Origin of the sequence: Alishewanella aestuarii B11 (assembly GCF_000280055.1) — a bacterium.
Classification (GTDB): domain Bacteria; phylum Pseudomonadota; class Gammaproteobacteria; order Enterobacterales; family Alteromonadaceae; genus Alishewanella; species Alishewanella aestuarii.
Map to the genome: position 1 here is coordinate 49,156 of NZ_ALAB01000041.1, position 20,488 is coordinate 69,643.

The 20,488-nt window shown below is 53.5% G+C and carries 14 protein-coding genes; 8 read left to right on the forward strand and 6 right to left on the reverse strand.

Annotated elements, in window-relative coordinates:
* Positions 1-25 precede the first annotated feature (25 nt).
* Genes AEST_RS15680 through AEST_RS15690 form a run of 3 tightly spaced genes read left to right on the forward strand, consistent with a single transcriptional unit; the run spans position 26 to position 2,846 of the window.
* Positions 26-1,276, forward strand: coding sequence for a glycosyltransferase (locus AEST_RS15680; RefSeq protein WP_008610220.1), 1,251 nt, complete (start codon positions 26-28; stop codon positions 1,274-1,276).
* Positions 1,273-2,031: a Nif3-like dinuclear metal center hexameric protein gene (locus tag AEST_RS15685; protein ID WP_008610221.1), complete on the forward strand. Its 759-nt coding sequence runs from the start codon at positions 1,273-1,275 to the stop codon at positions 2,029-2,031. Before AEST_RS15680 ends, AEST_RS15685 begins: the two co-directional genes overlap by 4 nt.
* 35 nt (positions 2,032-2,066) lie before the next feature.
* A complete protein-coding gene (locus tag AEST_RS15690; protein WP_008610222.1) occupies positions 2,067-2,846 on the forward strand; it encodes a methyltransferase domain-containing protein in 780 nt (259 codons plus the stop codon).
* Positions 2,847-3,028: 182 nt separating this feature from the next.
* Here the strand turns inward: AEST_RS15690 and tamB are convergent, their stop codons facing one another.
* The gene (gene tamB, locus AEST_RS15695; RefSeq protein ID WP_008610223.1) at positions 3,029-6,814 is read right to left on the reverse strand and encodes an autotransporter assembly complex protein TamB; all 3,786 of its coding nucleotides are present in this window, start codon (positions 6,812-6,814) and stop codon (positions 3,029-3,031) included.
* Positions 6,811-8,511 carry an autotransporter assembly complex protein TamA gene (tamA, locus tag AEST_RS15700; protein ID WP_008610226.1) on the reverse strand — a complete coding sequence of 567 codons (1,701 nt, stop codon included), beginning with the start codon at positions 8,509-8,511 and terminating at the stop codon, positions 6,811-6,813. Before tamA ends, tamB begins: the two co-directional genes overlap by 4 nt.
* Before the next feature lie 278 nt (positions 8,512-8,789).
* Between tamA and AEST_RS15705 the strand changes: the two genes are divergently transcribed.
* Complete coding sequence (locus tag AEST_RS15705) at positions 8,790-9,908, forward strand: beta-ketoacyl-ACP synthase III (protein WP_008610227.1); 1,119 nt, start codon at positions 8,790-8,792, stop codon at positions 9,906-9,908.
* A gap of 46 nt (positions 9,909-9,954) precedes the next feature.
* Here the strand turns inward: AEST_RS15705 and AEST_RS15710 are convergent, their stop codons facing one another.
* Positions 9,955-10,263: an isoamylase early set domain-containing protein gene (locus AEST_RS15710; protein WP_008610228.1), complete on the reverse strand. Its 309-nt coding sequence runs from the start codon at positions 10,261-10,263 to the stop codon at positions 9,955-9,957.
* Positions 10,264-10,641: 378 nt separating this feature from the next.
* Here AEST_RS15710 and AEST_RS15715 point away from each other — a divergent pair, with 378 nt between their 5' ends.
* The 4 genes from AEST_RS15715 to AEST_RS15730 are packed head-to-tail and all read left to right on the forward strand — an operon-like array spanning position 10,642 to position 16,919.
* Positions 10,642-11,838: an efflux RND transporter periplasmic adaptor subunit gene (locus AEST_RS15715; RefSeq protein ID WP_008610229.1), complete on the forward strand. Its 1,197-nt coding sequence runs from the start codon at positions 10,642-10,644 to the stop codon at positions 11,836-11,838.
* Between the two features lie 2 nt (positions 11,839-11,840).
* Entirely contained in the window at positions 11,841-15,005 is a 3,165-nt protein-coding gene (locus AEST_RS15720) for an efflux RND transporter permease subunit (protein ID WP_008610230.1), read from the forward strand.
* A 29-nt stretch (positions 15,006-15,034) separates the two neighbouring features.
* A complete protein-coding gene (locus AEST_RS15725) occupies positions 15,035-16,636 on the forward strand; it encodes an L-lactate permease (protein ID WP_008610231.1) in 1,602 nt (533 codons plus the stop codon).
* 22 nt (positions 16,637-16,658) lie between these two features.
* Complete coding sequence (locus AEST_RS15730) at positions 16,659-16,919, forward strand: putative signal transducing protein (protein ID WP_008610232.1); 261 nt, start codon at positions 16,659-16,661, stop codon at positions 16,917-16,919.
* A gap of 25 nt (positions 16,920-16,944) precedes the next feature.
* Here AEST_RS15730 and AEST_RS15735 read toward each other — a convergent pair whose 3' ends face one another.
* The 3 genes from AEST_RS15735 to pabB all read right to left on the reverse strand — a co-directional run bounded on the left by AEST_RS15735 (position 16,945) and on the right by pabB (position 20,462).
* Positions 16,945-18,324 carry an L-serine ammonia-lyase gene (locus AEST_RS15735; protein ID WP_039925683.1) on the reverse strand — a complete coding sequence of 460 codons (1,380 nt, stop codon included), beginning with the start codon at positions 18,322-18,324 and terminating at the stop codon, positions 16,945-16,947.
* 179 nt (positions 18,325-18,503) lie between these two features.
* Positions 18,504-19,067 (reverse strand): CoA pyrophosphatase, encoded by a 564-nt coding sequence (locus AEST_RS15740; protein ID WP_008610236.1) that lies wholly within the window; start codon positions 19,065-19,067, stop codon positions 18,504-18,506.
* Between the two features lie 15 nt (positions 19,068-19,082).
* On the reverse strand, positions 19,083-20,462 hold the full coding sequence (pabB, locus tag AEST_RS15745) for an aminodeoxychorismate synthase component I (RefSeq protein ID WP_008610237.1): 1,380 nt from the start codon (positions 20,460-20,462) through the stop codon (positions 19,083-19,085).
* Between the last annotated feature and the right edge of the window lie 26 nt (positions 20,463-20,488).

The following is a 20,488-nucleotide window of genomic DNA, read 5'->3' on the forward strand; positions in this document are numbered from 1 at the left end:
GTCCCCCCTTATAGACGGAGTCTTTATGCCTTTATTAGTAGTTATCGGCTATGTCTGGCCTGAGCCGGCGTCTTCCGCGGCGGGCAGCCGGATGCTGAGTTTAATTCAGCTGTTTCAGCTGCAAGGCTGGCGAGTGTGCTTTGCCAGCGCGGCTGAGCCCGGGCCGCATCGGGTGGATTTACCGGCCATTGGTGTCAGCGAGCAGCGCATTGCTCTAAATTGCGATAGCTTTGACCAGTGGCTGAAAGAAGTGAACCCGCAGGCGGTGTTATTTGACCGTTTTATGCTGGAAGAACAGTTTGGCTGGCGGGTCGCTGCAAGTTGTCCGGATGCCCTGCGCCTACTGGATATGGAAGATTTACATGCGCTCCGTCAGGCAAGGCACGACGCCGTTAAAGCCGGGGACGCGCTGGTGGCGAAAGAGGTAGCGGTGGAGCGGCTAAATAACGAGCTGGCGCTGCGGGAAATTGCTGCCATTTATCGCTGTGACCTGACACTGGTGATTTCCTATTATGAGATGCAGCTGCTGCAGCAACATTACCGGGTACCGGCTGAACTGCTCTGTTACTGCCCGTTCTGGCATGCTGCCGTGGTGCCAGCAGTGCCGGCTTTTGCTGAGCGCACACACTTTATCAGTATCGGTAATTTTCGCCATGCCCCGAACTGGCAGGCAGTACTCTGGCTGAAACAACAACTCTGGCCCCAGATCCGTAAGGCCTTACCGCAGGCCGAGTTACATATTTACGGCGCCTATCCGCCGCCTAAAGCCACGGCATTGCATAATGCCCGCGACGGATTTTTGGTGAAAGGCTGGGCTGCGGACGCGGTAGCGGTGATGCAACAGGCGCGGCTTTGTCTGGCGCCGCTGCAATTTGGCGCCGGGTTAAAAGGTAAATTGCTCGAAGCGATGCAATGCGGCACTCCCAGTGTCACCACTAGCATTGGCGCCGAGGGCATGCAGGCTGGCGCAGGCTGGGGCGGCGCTGTTGCCGATAATGTGGAGGCGTTTTGTCAGGCCGCCGTGGCTCTATATCAGGATGAAACGCCCTGGCTGGCAGCACAGCAGCAGGGCTATCAGATCCTGCAGCAGCGCTTTGGCGCTGAGCAGGCCAGCCGGGTTTGGCAACAATTAGCGCCTTTACTAAATGCCAGTGCCGGACAAACCAGTGCGCGGCGGCAACGCAATTTTACCGGCCTGATGTTACAATCACATGCTTATCGCAGCAGCCATTATATGGGGCTGTGGATCACCGCAAAAAACAGGGTTTCAACATGATTACACGGCAGCAACTCGTCGCTTTTATTGATGAAAAACTCGGCAGTGCCCGCATTAAAGATTATTGCCCAAATGGCTTGCAGGTAGAAGGGCGCGAAAGGATCCGTACGGTAGTGACCGGCGTGACCGCCAGTCAGGCCCTGCTGGAGCAGGCGGTGGCGCTCAACGCCGATGCGGTGCTGGTGCACCATGGCTATTTCTGGAAAAACGAAGCAATGCCGGTGGTGGGGATGAAAAAGCAGCGTCTGGCTACGTTACTGAAACACGATATCAATTTACTGGCCTATCACTTGCCACTGGATGTGCATCCACAGCTGGGTAATAACGCTCAGCTTGGCGCACTGCTGGGGATCTCGGCGCCGCAGCCGGTGTTAACGGCTGAACCTGCCGGCGTGCTGCAAATGGGGCAGTTGCCAGCGCCTGCGTCGTTACAGCAGCTTGCGGCAACGCTTAGCCAGCAGCTGCAACGTGAGGTCTTGCTCGAAGATGCCGGTATTGGCGAGATCCGCACTATTGCCTGGTGTACCGGTGGCGGCCAGGGCTATATTGAACAAGCGGCGGCGGCCGGGGCGCAATTATTTGTTACCGGCGAAGTGTCGGAGCAAACCATTCATGTCGCGCGTGAGCTTGGGATCCATTTTATCGCCGCCGGCCATCATGCCACTGAGCGCTATGGCATTAAAGCGCTGGGCGAATACCTGGCGGCTGAACTTGGCCTCAGCGTCCACTTTATCGATATTCCTAATCCGGCTTAAAGCCGGCCTAACCAGATGCTTTAGCAAACGCCACTATGAGCCAATCTAAGCCATTAAAAGATCGTAATTTTGATAACCTGGCCAGCCGCTTTGCCAGCAATATTTATCAGACTACCAAGGGCAAAATTCGCCAGGCCGTATTGCTGCGTGATTTGCTGGAACTAGCAGAGCTCGCTACGCCAACCGCCATTCTCGATGTCGGCGGTGGCCAGGGCCAGTTGGCACTTAAGTTGGCGGCGCTGGGACATCAACTGCATCTGACTGATATTTCGGCTGAGATGCTGCAACTGGCGGCAGAAGAGGCAAAGAATCAGGGGCTGAGCGCGCAGTTACAGATCAGTCAGAGTTCACTGCAAGACTTACCGCAGCGGCTTGGCGGGCAAGCTTACCCGCTGGTGCTGTGTCATGCAGTGCTGGAATGGCTAGCCGAACCAGAAGCCGCGATTAGCCAGTTACGGCAACTGGTGCAGCCGGGCGGCATAGTATCGCTGATGTTTTATAACCAGGATGCGCATCGTTTAAGTAATATCATTTACGGTAACTTTGCCTATGTGCAGGCCGGGTTAAAAGCAAAAAAGCCGGTACGGCTGAATCCGCAGCAGCCCTTGCCACCACAGCAGGTGTTGCAGTGGTGTCAGCAGGCGGGCTTTGCATTACTGAGTAAAACCGGGGTGCGTTGCTTTCATGATTATTTGCGCGATCGCAGTCAACAGCAGAGTCATTATGCTGAGTTAGAAGCGCTGGAGCTGCAGTATAACCGGCAGGAGCCTTATGCCTCGGTTGGCCGTTATATCCATTTGCTGTTACGGGCCTGAACTGCGTTAAAAAAGACGGCTGCCAGCTGGCAGCCGTAAAGCAAATGTACAGTGCGCGACTGAGCCAGATTGACCTCTCAGTACACGACCTTAGTTTAGCCGCGTACTAAGGACTTGGCACTGTGACAAATTGTCGCACCATATAGCGCTTTGGGGATGGCGCTCCGGGGCATATTGTTGGCTTAGTCAAACTCAAACTTGTATAACAAGTCGACCGCATTATCCAGGCCCGATACCGCTTCCAGATACAGATTACGCAGCAGGCGGTAACGCAGCGTAAACTGACCAATTGGCTGAAAGATACCAATGCCGTATTTTAGCTGCAGATCCCGGGTTAAATAGCCACTTACCGTCACCTGCGAATTATCGCCGGCACCTTCGGTATCCAGCATTAAATCACTGACGCCAAAGGCTTCACCGATTTCGCCAACCAGCTTGCCGCTGGAGGAAATACTCATACCAATCAGACTGGTGGTAACACTGTTAGCATTAAAGCCTGATTCGCTGTCCAAATCCTTGCCCATAATCAGATATGACAAAGCATTGGCCTGGGGTTTGGCGGGTTCCGAGAAAATGGTGACTATGGGTTCATCGGCCGGGCCTGTTACCCGAATGCCGGCAATCACATCATCTTCCATATTGGCCGGATTGCGGATGGCTTCCACGTTTAGAAACGGCTGATCGGCCGGGCCATTAAAGGTCAGTTTGCCCTGACGGATTAGCAGATCCTGGCCGTAAGCACGGAAGGTACCATCAACCAGTGAGACTTCCCCGCGCACACTGGGGTTAAACTGCTGTTGCTGCACCCGTAACTCACCCGCTAAGCGGCTTTTTAAGCCAAAGGCCTCCAGCCTGACTTGTTGCCCTAAGCGCACGCGGATATCGGTTTCCAATGTAAATTGACTACTTTGCTCTTCAGTGATCGGTTGCAGGCGCCGGTCCAGCAGCACATGATCGCTGGATAAGCCAATGGCATTTTGCGGTAAGGTATTGACACTGATATTGGCGCGCGGGATCTGTAAGGTACCGGTGAGTCGACTGCGACCAGGTTCAGCGTTTATCAACAGATTAGGCTGCACGAACAGCTCTGCTTGCGGGATCTGCAGTCGTAGTGGATCGCCGCTGATCCCGAGGTTTGCCTGCCAAGCATCGAGATCACGCCAATCGGCAAAGCCTGCCAGGTCAATTTTGCCCTCGGGCGTCCGCACCAGACCGTTTAACTCAGCGCGTTCACCACGAAAGCTGATCACTAAGTCCGCCTGTTCGATATCAGTTGGCGCCAGCTTGCCCCTTACTTTTAGGCCATCCAGTCGCAGCTCACCACGCAGCTGCGGGTTATCCAGGCTGCCATCCAGACTTAACTGGCTGGACAGGGTACCGGCCAGTTCACTGTATTCGTCAAGTAACGGCTTTAAAAAATCCAGAGTCAAACTGGTGAGTGCAAGTTCGGCGCGCAGGGGCTTTTCTGCTTGATCCAATTCCGTAACTAGGGCTTGCGCTGTCAATTGGCCGCTATCAGCTAATTGTAACGTCAGCTTACTGCGTAACTGGTGTGCGGCCATTTCGGCGCTCAGTTCCAGATCGCGCCAGGGCAGGGTCACTGGCACGTCAAATTGTTGTAGCAACTGGCCACTGACACTTTGTAAACCAAAAGTCAGTTGCGGCGCCTGCCCCTGCTGCCAATTGATATCGAGCTGGGCGGCAAGCTCACCATTAATGCTGCTTTGCAGCGGTAACAGGCTATTCAGATTTTCCAGCGGGTAATCGCTGAGCGCCAGTTTCGCCTGCACCTGCGTAGCTGATAGCGTGGCCGCTTCGCTCAGGCAGAGTCTGGCATCCAACTGCGCCCAGCAATGTGCCGCCAGCATCAGTTGTTGCGCCGGCAGGTCAGCCTTAATAGCGAGTGGCTCGGCGAGTTGCCAGTCACCTAACTGGCTGGCCAGTAAAAACTCGGTTAGCTGCCCCTGCCAGAGCTGACGTTGGCTTAGCGAGCCAGCCGCCTGCAGCTTAACCGCCAGCCCTTCGGCTTTAAGCTGTGCCTTTAGCTGATGGGCATCTTCATCACCTTCTAAGCTTAGCTGTAATTCTTGTAAGCGCTGCTGTTGCCAGCGCGCTTGCGACAGCTGCAGCGTCAGGCTGGTGCGCAATTTATCTGCCAAATCAGTAGTGGCGATAAGTGATGCCTGACGCAGCCGGGCATCCTGATATGCCAGTCGCTCAGCGCTTAGCTCCAGTGTGACTTTTGGCGTCAGCATCGGGCCTGTCACGGCAATACTGCCTTGCAGTGCGCCGCGCAGCTCTGGGTAAGATAAGGCCGCATCCGGCACTGACATTTCAGCCTGCAACTGCCAGTCTTGCTGCAATTGGCCATAGAGCCGTAACTGGTTTTGGCCATGGCTTAACAGCAGATCCGGGCTGTTAAACTGCCAGTCGCTAAAATCTGCATTGCTACTCAGGCTCAAAGAGCCTGCCAGCAGCAGTGGCAGTTGTCGCAGTTCGCCTTGCATCGCCAGCTGCGGCAGTTGCAGCGCTAAACCGCTGTTCGGGTCCAGTTTGCCCGCCATTTGCAACTGACCACTTAATTGCCCCTGATAATCTGGCCAGAAGGCACCGGGTTTAATACCGTCCATCGCCAGTTGTAGTTGCCAGTTAAGTGCCGGCTCTAAGTTAAGCTCGCCTTTGGCCTGCACCTGGCCGTCAAGGGTGGTGAGCTGCAGCTCGCGGATAGCAGCGCGTTGTTGCCAGTTAAACCAGCTGGCGTCCAGACGCAGTCCTGCATCGGGGAGCCCCGTGGCTTGTAACTCTGTGGCAAGGCTTAATTGCAGCTCGGTCAGATTGCCGTCGAGCTCTAGCGCCAGAGCGGACAGCTGATAGCCCGGTTGCTCAAGTGGCCAGTGTAATTCCCGGGCTTGCAATGTCAGTTGCAGCGGTAAGTCGGCGCTGAGCAAGGCCAGCCGTCCTTGTAACGCCAGGTTAAGTGGTCCGCTAGCATTAATCTCAGCAATCAGTTCTGCCAGCGAGCCGCGCAGTTGTCCCTGCAAACGCTGCCCGGCCAGGGCGGTGTCTTGCAGCAGGGCATCGAACTGCGCCGACAATGGGAAGCCTGTTGCTAAATCAAGATTGGCACTAAGCTGAGCTTGTAGCTGTGGATGCGTCAGCTGTAAATCAAGCAGGCGCACTTGCCGTGGCGTTAGTTGGGCACTAAAGGTCAGCAGCGGCAAGCTAAAGTGCTGTTCGCCTTGCTGCAGCTCGCTATGACTAAGCTGAAAATCATCAATAAAAATCGATAACGGTAAGCTAAAGGGGCTAAGCTCTGGTACCGGATAGGCGCTCAGCGGTTCGGCGTCACCGCTACTTTCTGCAAGTGTGATAGCCAAACCGTCCAGTCGTCCTTGCTGTAACTGTAGCCGGTTACCCCAGGCGTTCAGGCCAATGCTAAAATGCTGCCAGGCCAGTTGCTGCTCTGGCAAGTTAAGTTGTAGCCGTTCAATCAGCAGCCGGTCAATTTTTAACGGGATCGGAAACGCCAGGCCGGCCAGCCGTCGTGGCGCATTCGCCTCCGAACGCGTTGTCGGTTCGGTTTGGCTGTCAAGTGCGGCTTCAGCCGCCGCAGTTGCCGCCTGTGCCGATACCTGCTCAGAGGGCTTGCTGGTAAGGGTGACGCCGTTTAGCGCCAGCTCGGGAATACAGAGCCGGAACTGGATCAGGCAGCGTTTTTGTAGCCGCAGTTGTAGCTGCTCCAGCCTGAGCTCCAGCTCAGGGCTTTGATAACTTAGCTGATGGAGGGTTACGCCGCCAAGCCAGCTGCCGGAAGCCTCGGCAACCTTAAGTTCTGGCACGGCCTTCTCTGTCAGGTACAGGCTAAATCGTAAGCCGGACTGGCTGAACAGCAACCAGCACAGTAATAGTAACAATGCCCAGAGCGGCCAGAAAATGCCGCGGTCAAGCCAGGTTAGCAGGCGCTTCATAGCTCAGGCCCCAAAGAAAAATGCAGCTGAAAGGGCTTGCCTTCTGCATCCAAACCCCAGGCAAAATCGATCCGCACGGCACCTATAGGTGAGCCCCAGCGTACGCCAAAGCCCACGCCTTTTTTCCAATCCGGTGTCTTGGTCCAGGCACTGCCATAGTCAGCAAAGGTTGCCAGCCACCAATTACCAGTTACCCGATATTGATATTCCAGCGAGGCGGTTGCCATATAGCGGCCACCAATCAATTCGCCGTCCTGGTTGCGGGGGGAAACGGACTCGTAGGCATAGCCGCGCAGATTATTATCGCCGCCGGCAAAAAAGCGCAGTGACGGCGGTAAATTATCAACCGCTTCCATCAGCACTGCACCACCATCTAACCGGCTGACCAGACGATGCCGGTCACCAAAGCTGTCGATATAACCAGCGCGACCGCGTAAGCGGACAAAGCTGGCGGCAGAGCCCCAGCTCTGATCGGACACTTCGATCCCCAGTAGCAGACGATCCGCCCGGGTCGGCATGCCACTGCCGGTTTGCCGGCTGCGGGAAAAGCTGATCCCCGGCATAATTAAACTGCTGTTATCTTTCTGATCCGCCTGCGTATAGTCCTCATAGAGCCAGCGGATACTGGCGGTACGATACCAGTCATTGCGCAGCAGCCAGTGCCGCTCCAATGCCAGATTCGATTCAATAGAGCGGGTGTCCTGATAATCACGGTTACGTAAGCCGTACTGCAATTGCCAAAAGTCAGTAGCAACGCTTTCCAGCGGCAGCCGGTAAGCGGCCTCAATACTTTGCTCCGCCCGCGACAACGCCAGTTTGCTGTTCAGGCTGTGGCCGCGATCATTTAACCAGGGCTTTAACCAGTTTAGCTTAAGCCGGGCGCCGACATCGTCGGAGTAACCAATACCGGTTTCGATACTGTTGCGTTTGCGTGGCGCCAGTTCAACATCGATCGGTAGCAGCCGCTGGTCGATGGCCTCAGTACTGGCCGTAACCAGAATAGACGAAAACCAGTTGGTATTGGCTAAGGCCTGATTCAGCTCACCCAGCTGGGTTGCCAGATAGGGGGCGTCAGGCTGAAAAGGTACCAGTGAGCTCAGGCGCTCAGGGGCAATTTGTGAGCCACTAAAGCGCACTTCGCCAAAACGGTAACGCTGGCCGCTGTCAAAATGTAAGCGCACAAAAGCCTGACGGCGGGAGGGCGCGACTTCCAGCCGCTGCAGGCTAAAACGGGCGTCAAAATAGCCGCGACGCTGCGCCAGACTATTCAGGGCACTTTTGAAACTGTCATAACGACCATGGTGCACCACCTGACCGACCTGTGGTGCCTGGCGTAATAAATTCTGAAACTCGGGATCCGTGGCCGCATCGCCGAGCAATTGAATATCGGTTTCGGTAATCCGAATGGGCTCGCCGGGTGTGACCTGAATTAATAAGCGGCTGCCATTGTTGCGCGTGCTTTGCAGCGTAATGGTAATCTCGCTATGGTAATAGCCCAGCGCCTGCATCGCTTGCGCAATATCTTGCTCCAGCCGGGCTTGAAAGCGCAGCGAGGTCGAAATTTCACCTGCTGCGTAGCGGTCGAGGAATAACTTAACGTTATCCTCCAATTCGCCTGACAGACCTGTCAGGCGCAAGGTGGTTTGCGCCAGCACAGCAGGGCTTAGCAGTAGCAAGGTGAGTAACAAATAGCGCATTAAAATCCTGTTAAGATGCAGCCAATACCACGCATTCTGCAGGCAGCGGTATCGGTAAACCAACCTAAAGTGTACCTTAAGCCTGAACGCAGTACAGTAAAACTGAGGCCAACTGCGGGAATTTTCGCCAGTTAAAACGCGGTGTCTTGAAAGGATCACTTCTGACCAGCATTTCAGTTATACTGAGTGCCAAAAGTGCAAAAGGTTCACGCCGCGCGACGCTAGCGGCCAGCGTGAAACTGATAGTAGATAAATAACGGCGCAGACAAGGTGAAAGTATGCAGCAGGTGGTGATTAGCGGCTCAGGGTTATTTACCCCACAACACATTATTAGCAATGACGAGCTGGTCGTAAGTTTTAATCAATACGTTGATCAGTTTAATACCGAGCATGCGGCACAGATTGCTGCTGGTGAACTGGCGGCACTGGAGTATTCCAGCAGCGAATTTATCGAAAAAGCCTCCGGTATTAAAGCCCGGCACGTACTGTATAAGGATGGCATTCTTGACCCCAAGGTAATGCATCCGGTGTTTCGTAAGCGCGGCGAAGATGAACTGCCAGAAATGGTCGAAATGGCGGTGCAGGCGGCGACTCAAGCCTTAGCGCAAGCAAATAAAACCGCTGCCGATATTGATTTAATTATCTGTGCTGCTTCGAATATGCAGCGGCCTTATCCGGCGTTATCAGTGGAGCTGCAGCAGGCGTTAGGTGCCGGCGGCTATGCCTTTGATATGAACGTAGCGTGCTCTTCGGCGACCTTCGCGATCAGCAATGCGGTTAATGCTATCCGTGGCGGCAGTGCCAAAGTGGTGCTGGTGGTCAACCCGGAATTTGCCTCACCGCAGGTGGATTACCGCAGCCGCGACAGTCACTTTATTTTTGGTGATGTCTGTACCGCAACCATTATTGAAGCCGAGTCCAGCTGTACCAGTAGCCAGGCATTTCGCATTCTGGGTATGCGTCTAAAAACCACCTTCTCCAATAATATCCGCTGCGATATTGGCTATACCGAGCATTGCTTTAGTGAGCAGGACCCGAAGGCCCCGTTTTTTAAACAGCAGGGGCGTAAAGTGTTTAAAGAGCTGTTGCCGATAGTAGCTGAGGTGATTCTTGACGAAATGGCGGCACAACAGGTTACTGCCGACGATTTAAAACGGTTATGGCTGCATCAGGCCAATATCAATATGAATATCTTTGCGGCCAAAAAGATTCTCGGCCGCGATCCGTTGCCGGAAGAGGCACCGCTGGTGCTGGATACCTATGCTAATACGGCGTCGGCAGGCTCGATTATTGCGTTTCATAAATACCAGCAGGGGCTACAAAGTGGCGACAAAGCGATTCTTTGCTCCTTTGGTGCCGGCTATTCGGTGGGCTGCTTAGTACTGGAAAAGTGTTAAGGCGCTGCGCTTAAGCTGAATGGAGAAAGGGGCCTGGCCCCTTTTTTCAGAGCCGGATCACCGAGTTCTCGTCGTATGATACCCGCGATGGCAGATAGGCATCGGCGTCCTCGTCGTTAAGCCAGGTGTCACCATCAACCAGATAGCGGAATTGATACTCACTATTAACCGGCAAGGTTACAGTGGCACTGAATTCGCCACTTTTGCTTTTCTTCATCGGCAAGGCTGCCGGATCCCAATCGTTAAATTCCCCCAGTAAAGCAACCTGTGTCGCGGCTGGTAGCCTGTCGGCAGTCAGTTTAAAGGTCACTTTGCAAGCGGGTTTGGTCTTTAAATACTGCTTACTGATGCTCATTGCTCACTCCTGTTGCTTTGGCGTAACCGGTAACGCACCGGCTACCTGTTAAAACTAACCTAAAGTGGACTTTTTGCCAATGGTCAAAATTTACGCATTCGTTTGCAGTGCATAGCAGGTAACTTTGTAACAAAATATATTTCTGTTAACTCTATCGGCTGCGTTGTTTTAGTCTCTGATTAGTCAATAAATCTTTGCCAGGCTAATAATGGCGGGCTTTGTAAAATCTGCCAGTAAGTTATTAGCGTAATAGAAGCCTTGAAGGCCGGATATTTATGATTGAATTGAAATAAAAATTAACATTCATGCTACTGCAGCATTTTTCGTAGCAGGTAAAATTGGTAGCAGTAAAACTATAATTAGCGGGACATCAAGTTCATGGCAACAAAATTTATCAAAGTTGGATTACCGATCATTATTCTGATCAGTGCGGTGGGATTAGCTATAGGTTTAGGTGCAATGCGAAAGCCCCCGGCGAAAGTCGTTGAGCAGCGACTGCCGTTACTGGTCAATACCATTGAATTGGCACCTCAGGACCTTACCTACCGTATTGCCTCGCAAGGCACAGTGTCACCCAAGTTAGAAACCACGCTGATGTCAGAAGTCAACGGCCGGATTATCCGGGTAGCCGAGAATTTTGTTGCCGGCGGTTTCTTTAAAAAAGGCGATTTATTAGTTCAGGTTGAACCGGCAGATTATCTGACCGCGGTGAAAGCGGCAGAAGCGGCACTGGCCGGCGCAAAAGCCCAACTGGAAGAAGAGCGGGCGCGGGCGCGGGTAGCGGAAACCGAATGGCGTTCTTTTACCGAAGGTAAAGCTCCGGCTCTGGGTTTACGTCAGCCACAGCTGGCCAGCGCACTCGCCAACGTGCAGTCAAAAGAAGCCGAGCTGGAGCGGGCGCAGCGAGACTTGGCGCGTACCGAAATTCGTGCACCCTACGACGGGATGGTACGTAGCCGGATGGCCAATCTGGGCCAGTTTATCAGCCGCGGTAGCCAGCTTGGCAGCATCCTCGGTACTGAGGTCGCGGAGGTACGCTTGGCCTTATCCGATACCGATTTTGGATTCTTACCACAGCAACAGGGACAGGTGCAGCAGGTGCCGGTAGTGTTAAGCGCGACGATAGCTGGCCAGTCTTTGCAATGGCAGGCCAATATAGTTCGCACTGAGGGGGTGTTGGATGAACGTAGCCGGGTAATTTATGCCGTGGCGGAAATCCAGGATCCCTATCAGCGCGAAGGCACTGGCGTACCGCTGCAGTTTGGCCGTTTTGTGCAGGCTCAAATCAGCGGTATCGCAGCGACTCAGGTGACCAAGGTACCGAGGCATCTGTTACGCCCAGGCAATCAGTTATTGGTGGTTGATGCCGAGCAACAACTGCAATTTCGCCAGGTGCAACTTAGCCGCGCCGATGCTGACTTTGCTTATATCGGCAGTGGCTTTGAAGCGGCTGATCGGCTGGTCGTTTCACCTGTTACCAACCCGCTGGCCGGGACCCAGGTACGGCTGACCGAACAGCAAGCATTAGCTGAGACGGTCGCAAATGCCTCTGCAGTGCAGCAGGAGGCACAATAAGTATGGATACTAATAAAGGTATCATCGCCTGGTTCGCTCGCAATAGCGTGGCGGCCAATCTGTTAATGATCGTGCTGCTGTTGGCGGGTTTGGGCTCAGTCTTAACCATTAAAAAGCAAACTTTCCCGGAAATTGAAACCGAGGTGGTGACGATACGGGTGCCCTATCTGGGGGCTGCACCACAGGAAGTAGAATCCGGAGTTATTGATAAAATTGAAGAAAGTATTCGCAGTGTTAACGGCATTAAGCGGGTGCGCTCAACTGCGGTAGAAGGGCTGGCAACGGTCAATGTTGAAATCACATCCGGCTACAATATCAGCGAAGTGATGGAAGAGATTAAAACCCAGGTTAACTCCATCTCTACCTTACCCGAGCAAACTGAACGGCCTGTGGTATACCGGGTGCGCTTTCAGAGTAATGTGATGTGGCTATCTCTTTATGGTGAAGCCACTGAGGCCACATTAAAAGAACTGGCAAAAAGTATTCGGGATGAAATTAAAAAGCTGCCGGGTGTCAGTAAGGTTGATGTGGTAGCCGCGCGCAATTACGAAATCTCAATTGAAATCCCGGAACACCGGCTGCGTGAGTATGGCCTGACTTTTGAGCAGGTCGTCAGTGCCGTACGCGGCAGTTCAGTCGATTTACCCGGTGGCGCTATCCGCTCGGAAAGCGGCAATATTTTGCTGCGAACCAAGGGCCAGGCTTATTATGAAGATGATTTTGCCAGTATCCCGTTAGTGCGCAATGCTGATGGCACCCGTTTGCTGCTGGGCGATATTGCGACTGTTACCGACGGCTTTATCGAGCGGGCGCGGCTGGCGACCTTTAATGGTCAGAACAGTGTGTCGATCCGGATTGATGCAGTGGGTGAAGACGATACCTTGCGCATTGCCGGCACAGTAAAAAGCTATATTGAGAAAAAACGCCAGGAATTACCGGCAACCATTACACTCGATTACTGGGGCGACTCTAGCTATTACCTGCAAGGCCGTCTGGACTTGATGACCAGTAACCTGATTTATGGCGTTATTCTGGTACTGCTGGCGTTAACGCTGTTTCTGGAGTTCCGGGTGGCGTTCTGGGTGATGGTGGGTATCCCGATCTGTTTTCTCGGTGCCCTGGCGTTGCTGCCGCTGTCGTTTTTTAATGTCTCGATCAATATGATCAGCCTATTCGGCTTTATCCTGGTACTTGGGATAGTGGTCGATGACGCCATTATTATCGGCGAAAGCGCCTATAGTGAAATTGAAAAACGCGGTAAATCAACGGATGCGGTCATTGCTGGTGCTAAAAAAGTGGCAATGCCGGCGACTTTCGGCGTGTTAACCACCATTGCCGCCTTTGTGCCGATGCTAATGGTTGGGGGGGCGCAATCCGCGATTTGGGGCTCGATTGCCTGGGTAGTAGTGCTCTGTCTGGCGTTTTCTATTGTTGAATCCAAATTGATCCTGCCGGCGCATATCGCCAATATGAATACCAAACCATGGGATCCAAACCGTCGTGGTGTTTATGCCTTAGGACGATTCGGCAGTAATACTCTTAAGCGGGTGCGCGGCGCTGTTTCGCGGGTACTGTTTAGCTTTATTGAAAACCGTTACCGGCCCTTTATCGAGAGATGTATTGAGTTTCGCTATGTTACCATGGCGGTATTTTTTGCCATGTTGATTGTGATGTTTGGCGTGATGTCAGCAGGTTTTGTGCGTTGGGTGTTCTTCCCGAATGTGCCAAGCGACTTTATGCAGGCCAGTGTGCAGATGGAAGAAGGCGCCTCGAATGAGTCGACGGTGTTGGCGATCCAGGAAATCGAAGCCGCGTTGATGCGGGTTGATCAACAGCTACTGGCTTCAGGTGAGGACATGGTCGTGAAGCACCGGCTGGTGTTTTTAAACAGCGATACGGCCGGTCAGCTGGTGATTGAACTGGATAAAAGCGAAGGCCGCGAAATTGACGCCTTCGAGATCGCCCGCTTATGGCGCGAGCAAATTCCGGAGATCCCGGGTTTAAAAACCTTCCGTATCAATAATTCAACCATGGGTAGCGGTGCAGATATCGCGCTGCAATTACGTGGCCGTGATCTGCTGCAGTTGCAAGCCGCAACAGAAGAGTTAAAGGCGGCGCTGGCGGGTTATGAGGGCGTATTTGATATTGAAGATAACCTGCGTGGGGGCAATGATGAAATTGTGCTGGCGTTAAAACCGGAAGCCGATCTGTTAGGTTTGACTCTGGCTGATTTGGCGCGGCAGGTCAGAAATGGCTTTTATGGTGCCGAAGCACAGCGCGTGCAACGCGGCGGTGAAGAAGTAAAAGTAATGGTGCGCTACCCGCGGGAGGAGCGCCGTTCGTTGGGTGATTTGGAGAATATGCGGATCCGTACTGCCAATGGTGGTGAGGTGCCGTTCTCACAGGTGGCCAGCTATACCTTGCAACCAAGCTTTAGCGCCATTAACCGGGTCAATGGTGAGCGGGCAGTGACCATTACCGCTGCGGCAGATAAGAGTCTGGTGGAGCCTGGCAAGGTGGTGTCTGAAGTGCGTCGCGGCATCCTAAAAGAACTGGAGCAAAAATATCCCGGCGTCAGTGGCCAGTTGGATGGTGCCAGCCAGGATGAAATGGATGCCCAGCGCGATCTAATGAAGGCTGCTGTGTTTGCGATGTTCTGTATCTATGCGTTAATGGCGGTGCCATTAAAATCCTATACTCAGCCGCTGATTATAATGAGCGTGATTCCTTTTGGCCTGATTGGTGCGGTGATTGGCCATATGGTGCTGGGCTTGTCAATGAGCATTATGTCGGTGTTTGGCTTAGTGGCTCTGGCCGGGGTGGTGGTAAACGACAGTCTGATTATGGTGGACTTTGTTAACCGCGCCCGGGCACAGGGTGTGGCGATTAAGCAAGCCGTAGTCGATGCAGGAACGCAGCGCTTTAGGGCCATTTTACTGACTTCATTAACTACCTTTGTAGGTCTGGCACCGATAGTACTGGAGCGCAGTTTACAAGCGCAAATCGTGATCCCGATGGCAGTGTCGCTGGCATTCGGTATCCTGTTTGCAACCGTAATTACCCTGGTCTTGATCCCGGCACTTTATGTTATGCTGGAAGATGTAAAAAGACTGCTCCGTGGTAAGAAAGCCATAGCGGCGACCTCCGAGCAGGGCTTCTCTAAATAACATCTGCAACTGGCATAAGCGGAGGTTGAGTGACCTTGCTGCAACTGCTGACAGCGGCGATGCCGCTGTTCAGCGTTTTTATCCTCCTGGTATTATTGCGCCTGCCGGCCCGGCAGGCGATGCCATTGAGTTTACTGTTATCCGCGTTATTAGCCCTGTTGGTATGGCAGGTACCGCTATTACACTTAACGGCTGCCACCCTGGAAGGCCTGGTGATCGCTGCGACTATTCTGTGGATTATCTTCGGCGCTTTGGTGCTGTTAAAGGTCTTGCTGTTATCCGGCGCCATGGAGGTAATTAAACAAGGCTTTGCCCGGCTTTCTACCGACAAAAGAGTCCAGCTGTTGATTATCGGTTGGCTCTTTGTTGGCTTTCTGGAGGGCGCGGCCGGTTTTGGTACCCCGGCGGCGATCGTGGCGCCTTTGTTGGTGGCGCTGGGCTTTACTCCGCTCTCGGCTGTAGTGCTGGCACTGGTCGCGGATTCGGCGGCAGTGTCCTTTGGTGCCGTTGGGACGCCGGTGCTGGTCGGGTTGGCACAGGGTGTACCTGGGATCAGCGCGGCAGAGCTGCAACAAACGGCACTGCTGGCAATCAGTATCGATATCTTTGTCGCCAGTTTTTTACCTCTGCTGATGGTGCTGCTATACAGCCGTTATTTTAGTACTCAGGCTAACTGGCGTTATGGCCTGGCTGCCACGCCCTTTGCGTTATTCGCTGGCTTTGCCTTTACCTTACCAGCCTGGCTGGTGACCTGGTTGCTTGGTCCGGAGTTTCCCTCTGTCCTGGGTGCGTTATTGGGGCTGGCGCTAACCGCGACGGCTGCAAGTCGGGGCTGGTTAGTGCCAAAACCTGTGACAGCCGACAACAGTCTGCCTGCTGCAGAAAACACGCCTGAGAATACAGCGCACAGCAGCCAGATACCGCTTTGGCAAGCCTGGTTGCCCTATGCGCTGGTGGCCACATTATTGGTGTTAACCCGGGTGCCGGAGCTGCCCTTTCGAGCGATGCTGCAGGGGCTAAATTGGCAATGGCAGCAGATCTTAGGCTCTGAACTCAGTGTTACGGTGGCGCCGCTGTATTTACCGGGTACGGTATTCCTGCTCACAGCCTTACTGGCACTGTGGCTGTTTAAGGCTAAGTTCAGTATGCTGCAGCAGGCGTTAACCCAGAGTAGTAAGATGCTGTTACCGTCCTGTATTGCGCTCGGTGCGGCGGTGCCGATGGTGCGGATTTTCTTGCATTCCGATGTTAACAGCGCCGGTTTACCGGCGATGCCGCTGGCGCTGGCTGAACTGGCGGCGGCACACCTGGCAGATTATTGGCTGGGTTTTGCAGCCATTGTTGGCGCCTTAGGCTCCTTTATTGCCGGCTCCGCTACCTTCTCTAACCTGATGTTTGGCAGCTTTCAGCAGCAGATGGCGCTGCAGGCGGAACTGCCGCAGTCTCTGGTACTGGCGCTACAAATGCTCGGTGCCAACGCCGGCAATATGATTTGTGTGGTCAATGTGGTGGCAGCGGCCAGCGTAGTGAATTTACATGGCCGCGAGGGGGAGATTATCCGTTATACGCTGTGGCCGATGCTGTTTTATTGCAGCGGGGCGGCACTGGTGGCTTACTGGTTTTTCAGCTAAGCTGTCATAAAGAGGGGCGTTTATGAAAATTATCTTTCGTGCCAACGATATATTGGAAGCCCATATTATCGCCGGGATGCTAAATAGCCAGGGGATTGACACCTACGTCGGTGGTCATTATTTGCAGGGTGCGGTAGGGGATTTGGCCGCGCTGGGTTTTGCTAATGTGTTTGTCGCCGACGAGCAGGCGGAGCAGGCTGAACAATTATTGCAGGATTATCAGCAAGCGGAACTGGTTGATTTTCCGCTTACTGATGAAGATGGCCTGGCACCGGCCGGCTAGCCGGCACAAATAGCACCACAGCGCTTTAACACTCGATAATATTTACCGCCAGACCACCGCGTGAGGTTTCTTTGTACTTGGTCTGCATATCCTTACCGGTATCCCACATGGTTTTGATCACCTTATCCAGCGATACCTTGTGATCGCCACTGCCACGTAGCGCCAGTCGCGAAGCGTTAATGGCTTTAATTGACCCCATGGCATTGCGTTCAATACAGGGCACCTGCACTAAACCGCCAACCGGATCACAGGTTAAGCCCAGATTATGCTCCATGCCGATCTCAGCCGCGTTCTCAACATGCTGCGGGCTGCCACCTAGAATTTCGGTTAGTGCCGCTGCGGCCATTGAGCAGGCTACGCCAACTTCACCCTGACAGCCCACTTCGGCGCCGGATATCGAGGCATTTTTCTTATACAAAATACCAATGGCGGCCGCGGTTAACAGATAGCGACTGGCGATTTCCGGGCTGACCGGCTGAATAAATTTGTCGTAGTACATTAACACCGCCGGAATAATACCGGCAGCACCGTTAGTCGGTGCAGTAACGACCCGACCACCGGCGGCGTTTTCCTCGTTTACCGCCAGCGCAAACAGATTGACCCAGTCCATTACCTGCAGTGGATCGGCACTTTTCTCTGCCATCAGCTTTTTATGTAAGGCGGGGGCGCGGCGTTTCACTTTTAAGCCACCGGGTAAAATACCCTCGGTGCGAATACCGCGTTCAATACAGGCGCGCATGGTCAGCCAGATATTATTCAGCTCACTTTCAATTTGCGCACTGCTACGCAGTACGCGTTCGTTTTCATGCATCAAGCCCGAAATCGACAGGCCATGCTCTTTACACAGTGCTAATAACTCTGCGCCTGACTCAAATGGGTAGGGTGGTGGGTTAGCCGCGACGAACTGACTGGCTGCTTCTTTTTCTTTGGCAAAATCTTCGGCTTTCACGATAAAACCGCCACCAATGGAAAAGTAGACTTCGCTTAGCAGCACATTTTTCTCGCTGTCATAAGCAATCAGCTCCATGCCATTGGAGTGCTCTTTCAGCGTTTTACGGCGGTGGAACACAATGGCGCCGTCGCGTGGGAAATTCACCGCGTGTTGCTGTGCCAGTTGTAACTTTTGGCTGTCATGCACCTGGCGCAGAATACCTTCTACTGCATCCGGGTCGACGCTTTCCGGCAAGTAGCCAGACAACCCCAGGATCACCGCCTTGCCAGTGCCATGGCCAATACCGGTTTGGCCCAGCGAGCCGAATAATTCCACTTTTACGCTATCACAACGGCTTAACAGTTGCTGTTGTTGCAGCTGCTCAGTAAATTTCTTTGCTGCACGCATTGGGCCCACCGTATGGGAGCTGGAGGGGCCAATGCCGATGCTAAACATATCAAATGCACTAATGATCATAAATACGACTTATTATAGTTAGAGTAGGGAGCCTGATAGTCGGTATTCTAACTGATAGATGCCATGGCTGTCAGGGCGCCAGAGGTCTGTTCAGTATCTGCAACAGCTCTATTCAGTGTCTTTTTTCGCGCGAGAGTGCAGTTTTCTTTACAAAATTCGCATATTGCAGGCTGCGCTCAGCGGATCTGGGTTAATAATTGCTGAATAATGCCGGCTGTGGCGCCCCAAATCAGCTTGTCCTGATAAGGTATTACGGTCAGGTGTTGCTGTTTACCGCGCCACCAGACTGGCCATCCCTGCTGACTGGCAGGGTTCAGAAAAAAGCTAAGCGGCACTTCAAAGACTTCACTCACTTCCTGTTGATTCAAACGATAGGCCTGACCTGGCGTTACCAGGGCAACCACCGGACTGATATGAAAGCCGGTTAATGTTTGCAGTGGCTGTAACTCACCCAGTACCCGGATAGTTGTTGCTGGCAAGCCTATCTCTTCTTCGGCTTCGCGGCAGGCCGCCTGAATAGCCGTCTCACCTGTTTCCAGCATGCCACCGGGGAAGCTGATTTGCCCCGGATGATGGGCCAGTGTCAGAGCGCGGCGTGTCAACAGCAGGTGTAGCTCGTCTGCGTAGTGCAGCAGCGGTACCAACACAGCGCTGCGCCTTAGCTCTGCAACTAGCGGCTGTGGCGTGGTTGCAGGCAATGGTCTGAGTAGGTAGCGGTTCAAAAATTGTTCGGCTTGCACCTGCTGTTTATTCCTTTAAGCTCGCGGTATCGCAGTTAATACCGGCAGAATTTTTGCCACCTTATCCAGCGTTTCCTGATATTCGCTGTCAGCTTTCGAATCCGCCACCAGACCACCACCGGCCCAGCAATGGATCTGCCCCTGTTCGCAAACCAGAGTGCGGATAGCGATATTGGTATCCATGCGGCCGGTACTGCTGATATAGCCGATAGCGCCGCAATAGACGCTGCGCCGGTGGGGTTCCAGCTGTTCAATTAATTGCATGGCACTGATTTTCGGAGCGCCGGTAATAGAGCCGCCGGGAAAAGCTGCCCGCAGCAAATCACAGGCGGTATTCGGTGTTGCCAGGGTACCGGTAACGGTACTGACCAGATGATGCACGGCCGGAAAGCTTTCAATGGCAAACAAGGCCGGTACCTCAACCGAACCCGGCTGACATACTTTACCCAGATCGTTGCGCAGCAAATCGACAATCATCACATTTTCGGCGCGATCTTTCGTCGAGGTTTGCAGATTTTCGGCTTCAATCTGGTCGGTTTGGGCACAGAACCCACGCGGCCGGGTACCTTTTATTGGTTTGGTTTCAATCTGACCATCCTGCAGCAGCAGAAAACGTTCCGGCGAGATACTGAGCACCGCAGCGGCTGGCAAGCGGATAAAGGCAGAAAAGGGCGCTGCATTTTTTTGCCGTAGCTCTAGATACGCCTGCCATTCGTCGCCCTGATAGGCAGCGCTAAAGCGCTGTGCCAGATTGATTTGATAGCAGTTACCGCTGCTTAACTCTTGCTGTACCCGGGCGAATTTATGCTGATACTCAGCCTGAGTCATATTGGCTTGCCAGTCACTTTGCAAACTAAAGGGGCTGCTTAGCGGCGGTTGCGTGCGTAATCTTTGCTGCAACTTATGCCAGTGTTGTTCTGCATCCTGCCGGTAGTCGGTGTACCAGAGCTGCTTCTGTTGTTGATCATAAATCAGCGCCCATTGATACAGACCCAGCGCCATATCCGGAAGCTGTAAATCAGCCTGCGCCTGCTCCGGCAATCGTTCCAGATAGCGGCCCAAATCATAACCAAAATAACCAAGGGCGCCACCGACAAAGGGCAGATCACTGTGACAGGGCGTCGCAAAGTAACGCTTTAGCGCACAGTCTAATACCTTGAACGGATCGGTTGTGTAATGATGGCTGCCGTGCTCGTCGGTCAGAATGGTGTTACCGTGCTGGCTATGCAGGGTTGCCACCGGCTGTGCCACCATAATCTGGTAACGGCTGTTCGGGTGACTGGCATCCGCGGAATCGAGCAACATTGACCAGGGCTCGCTGGCAAAATGAGCAAAGATCTCCAGCAGAGAAAATTCGGGTTCAGATTTGGCGTCGTATATCAGATACTGCTGCATGATTTGGACTAGCCGCTGTTGGGGAT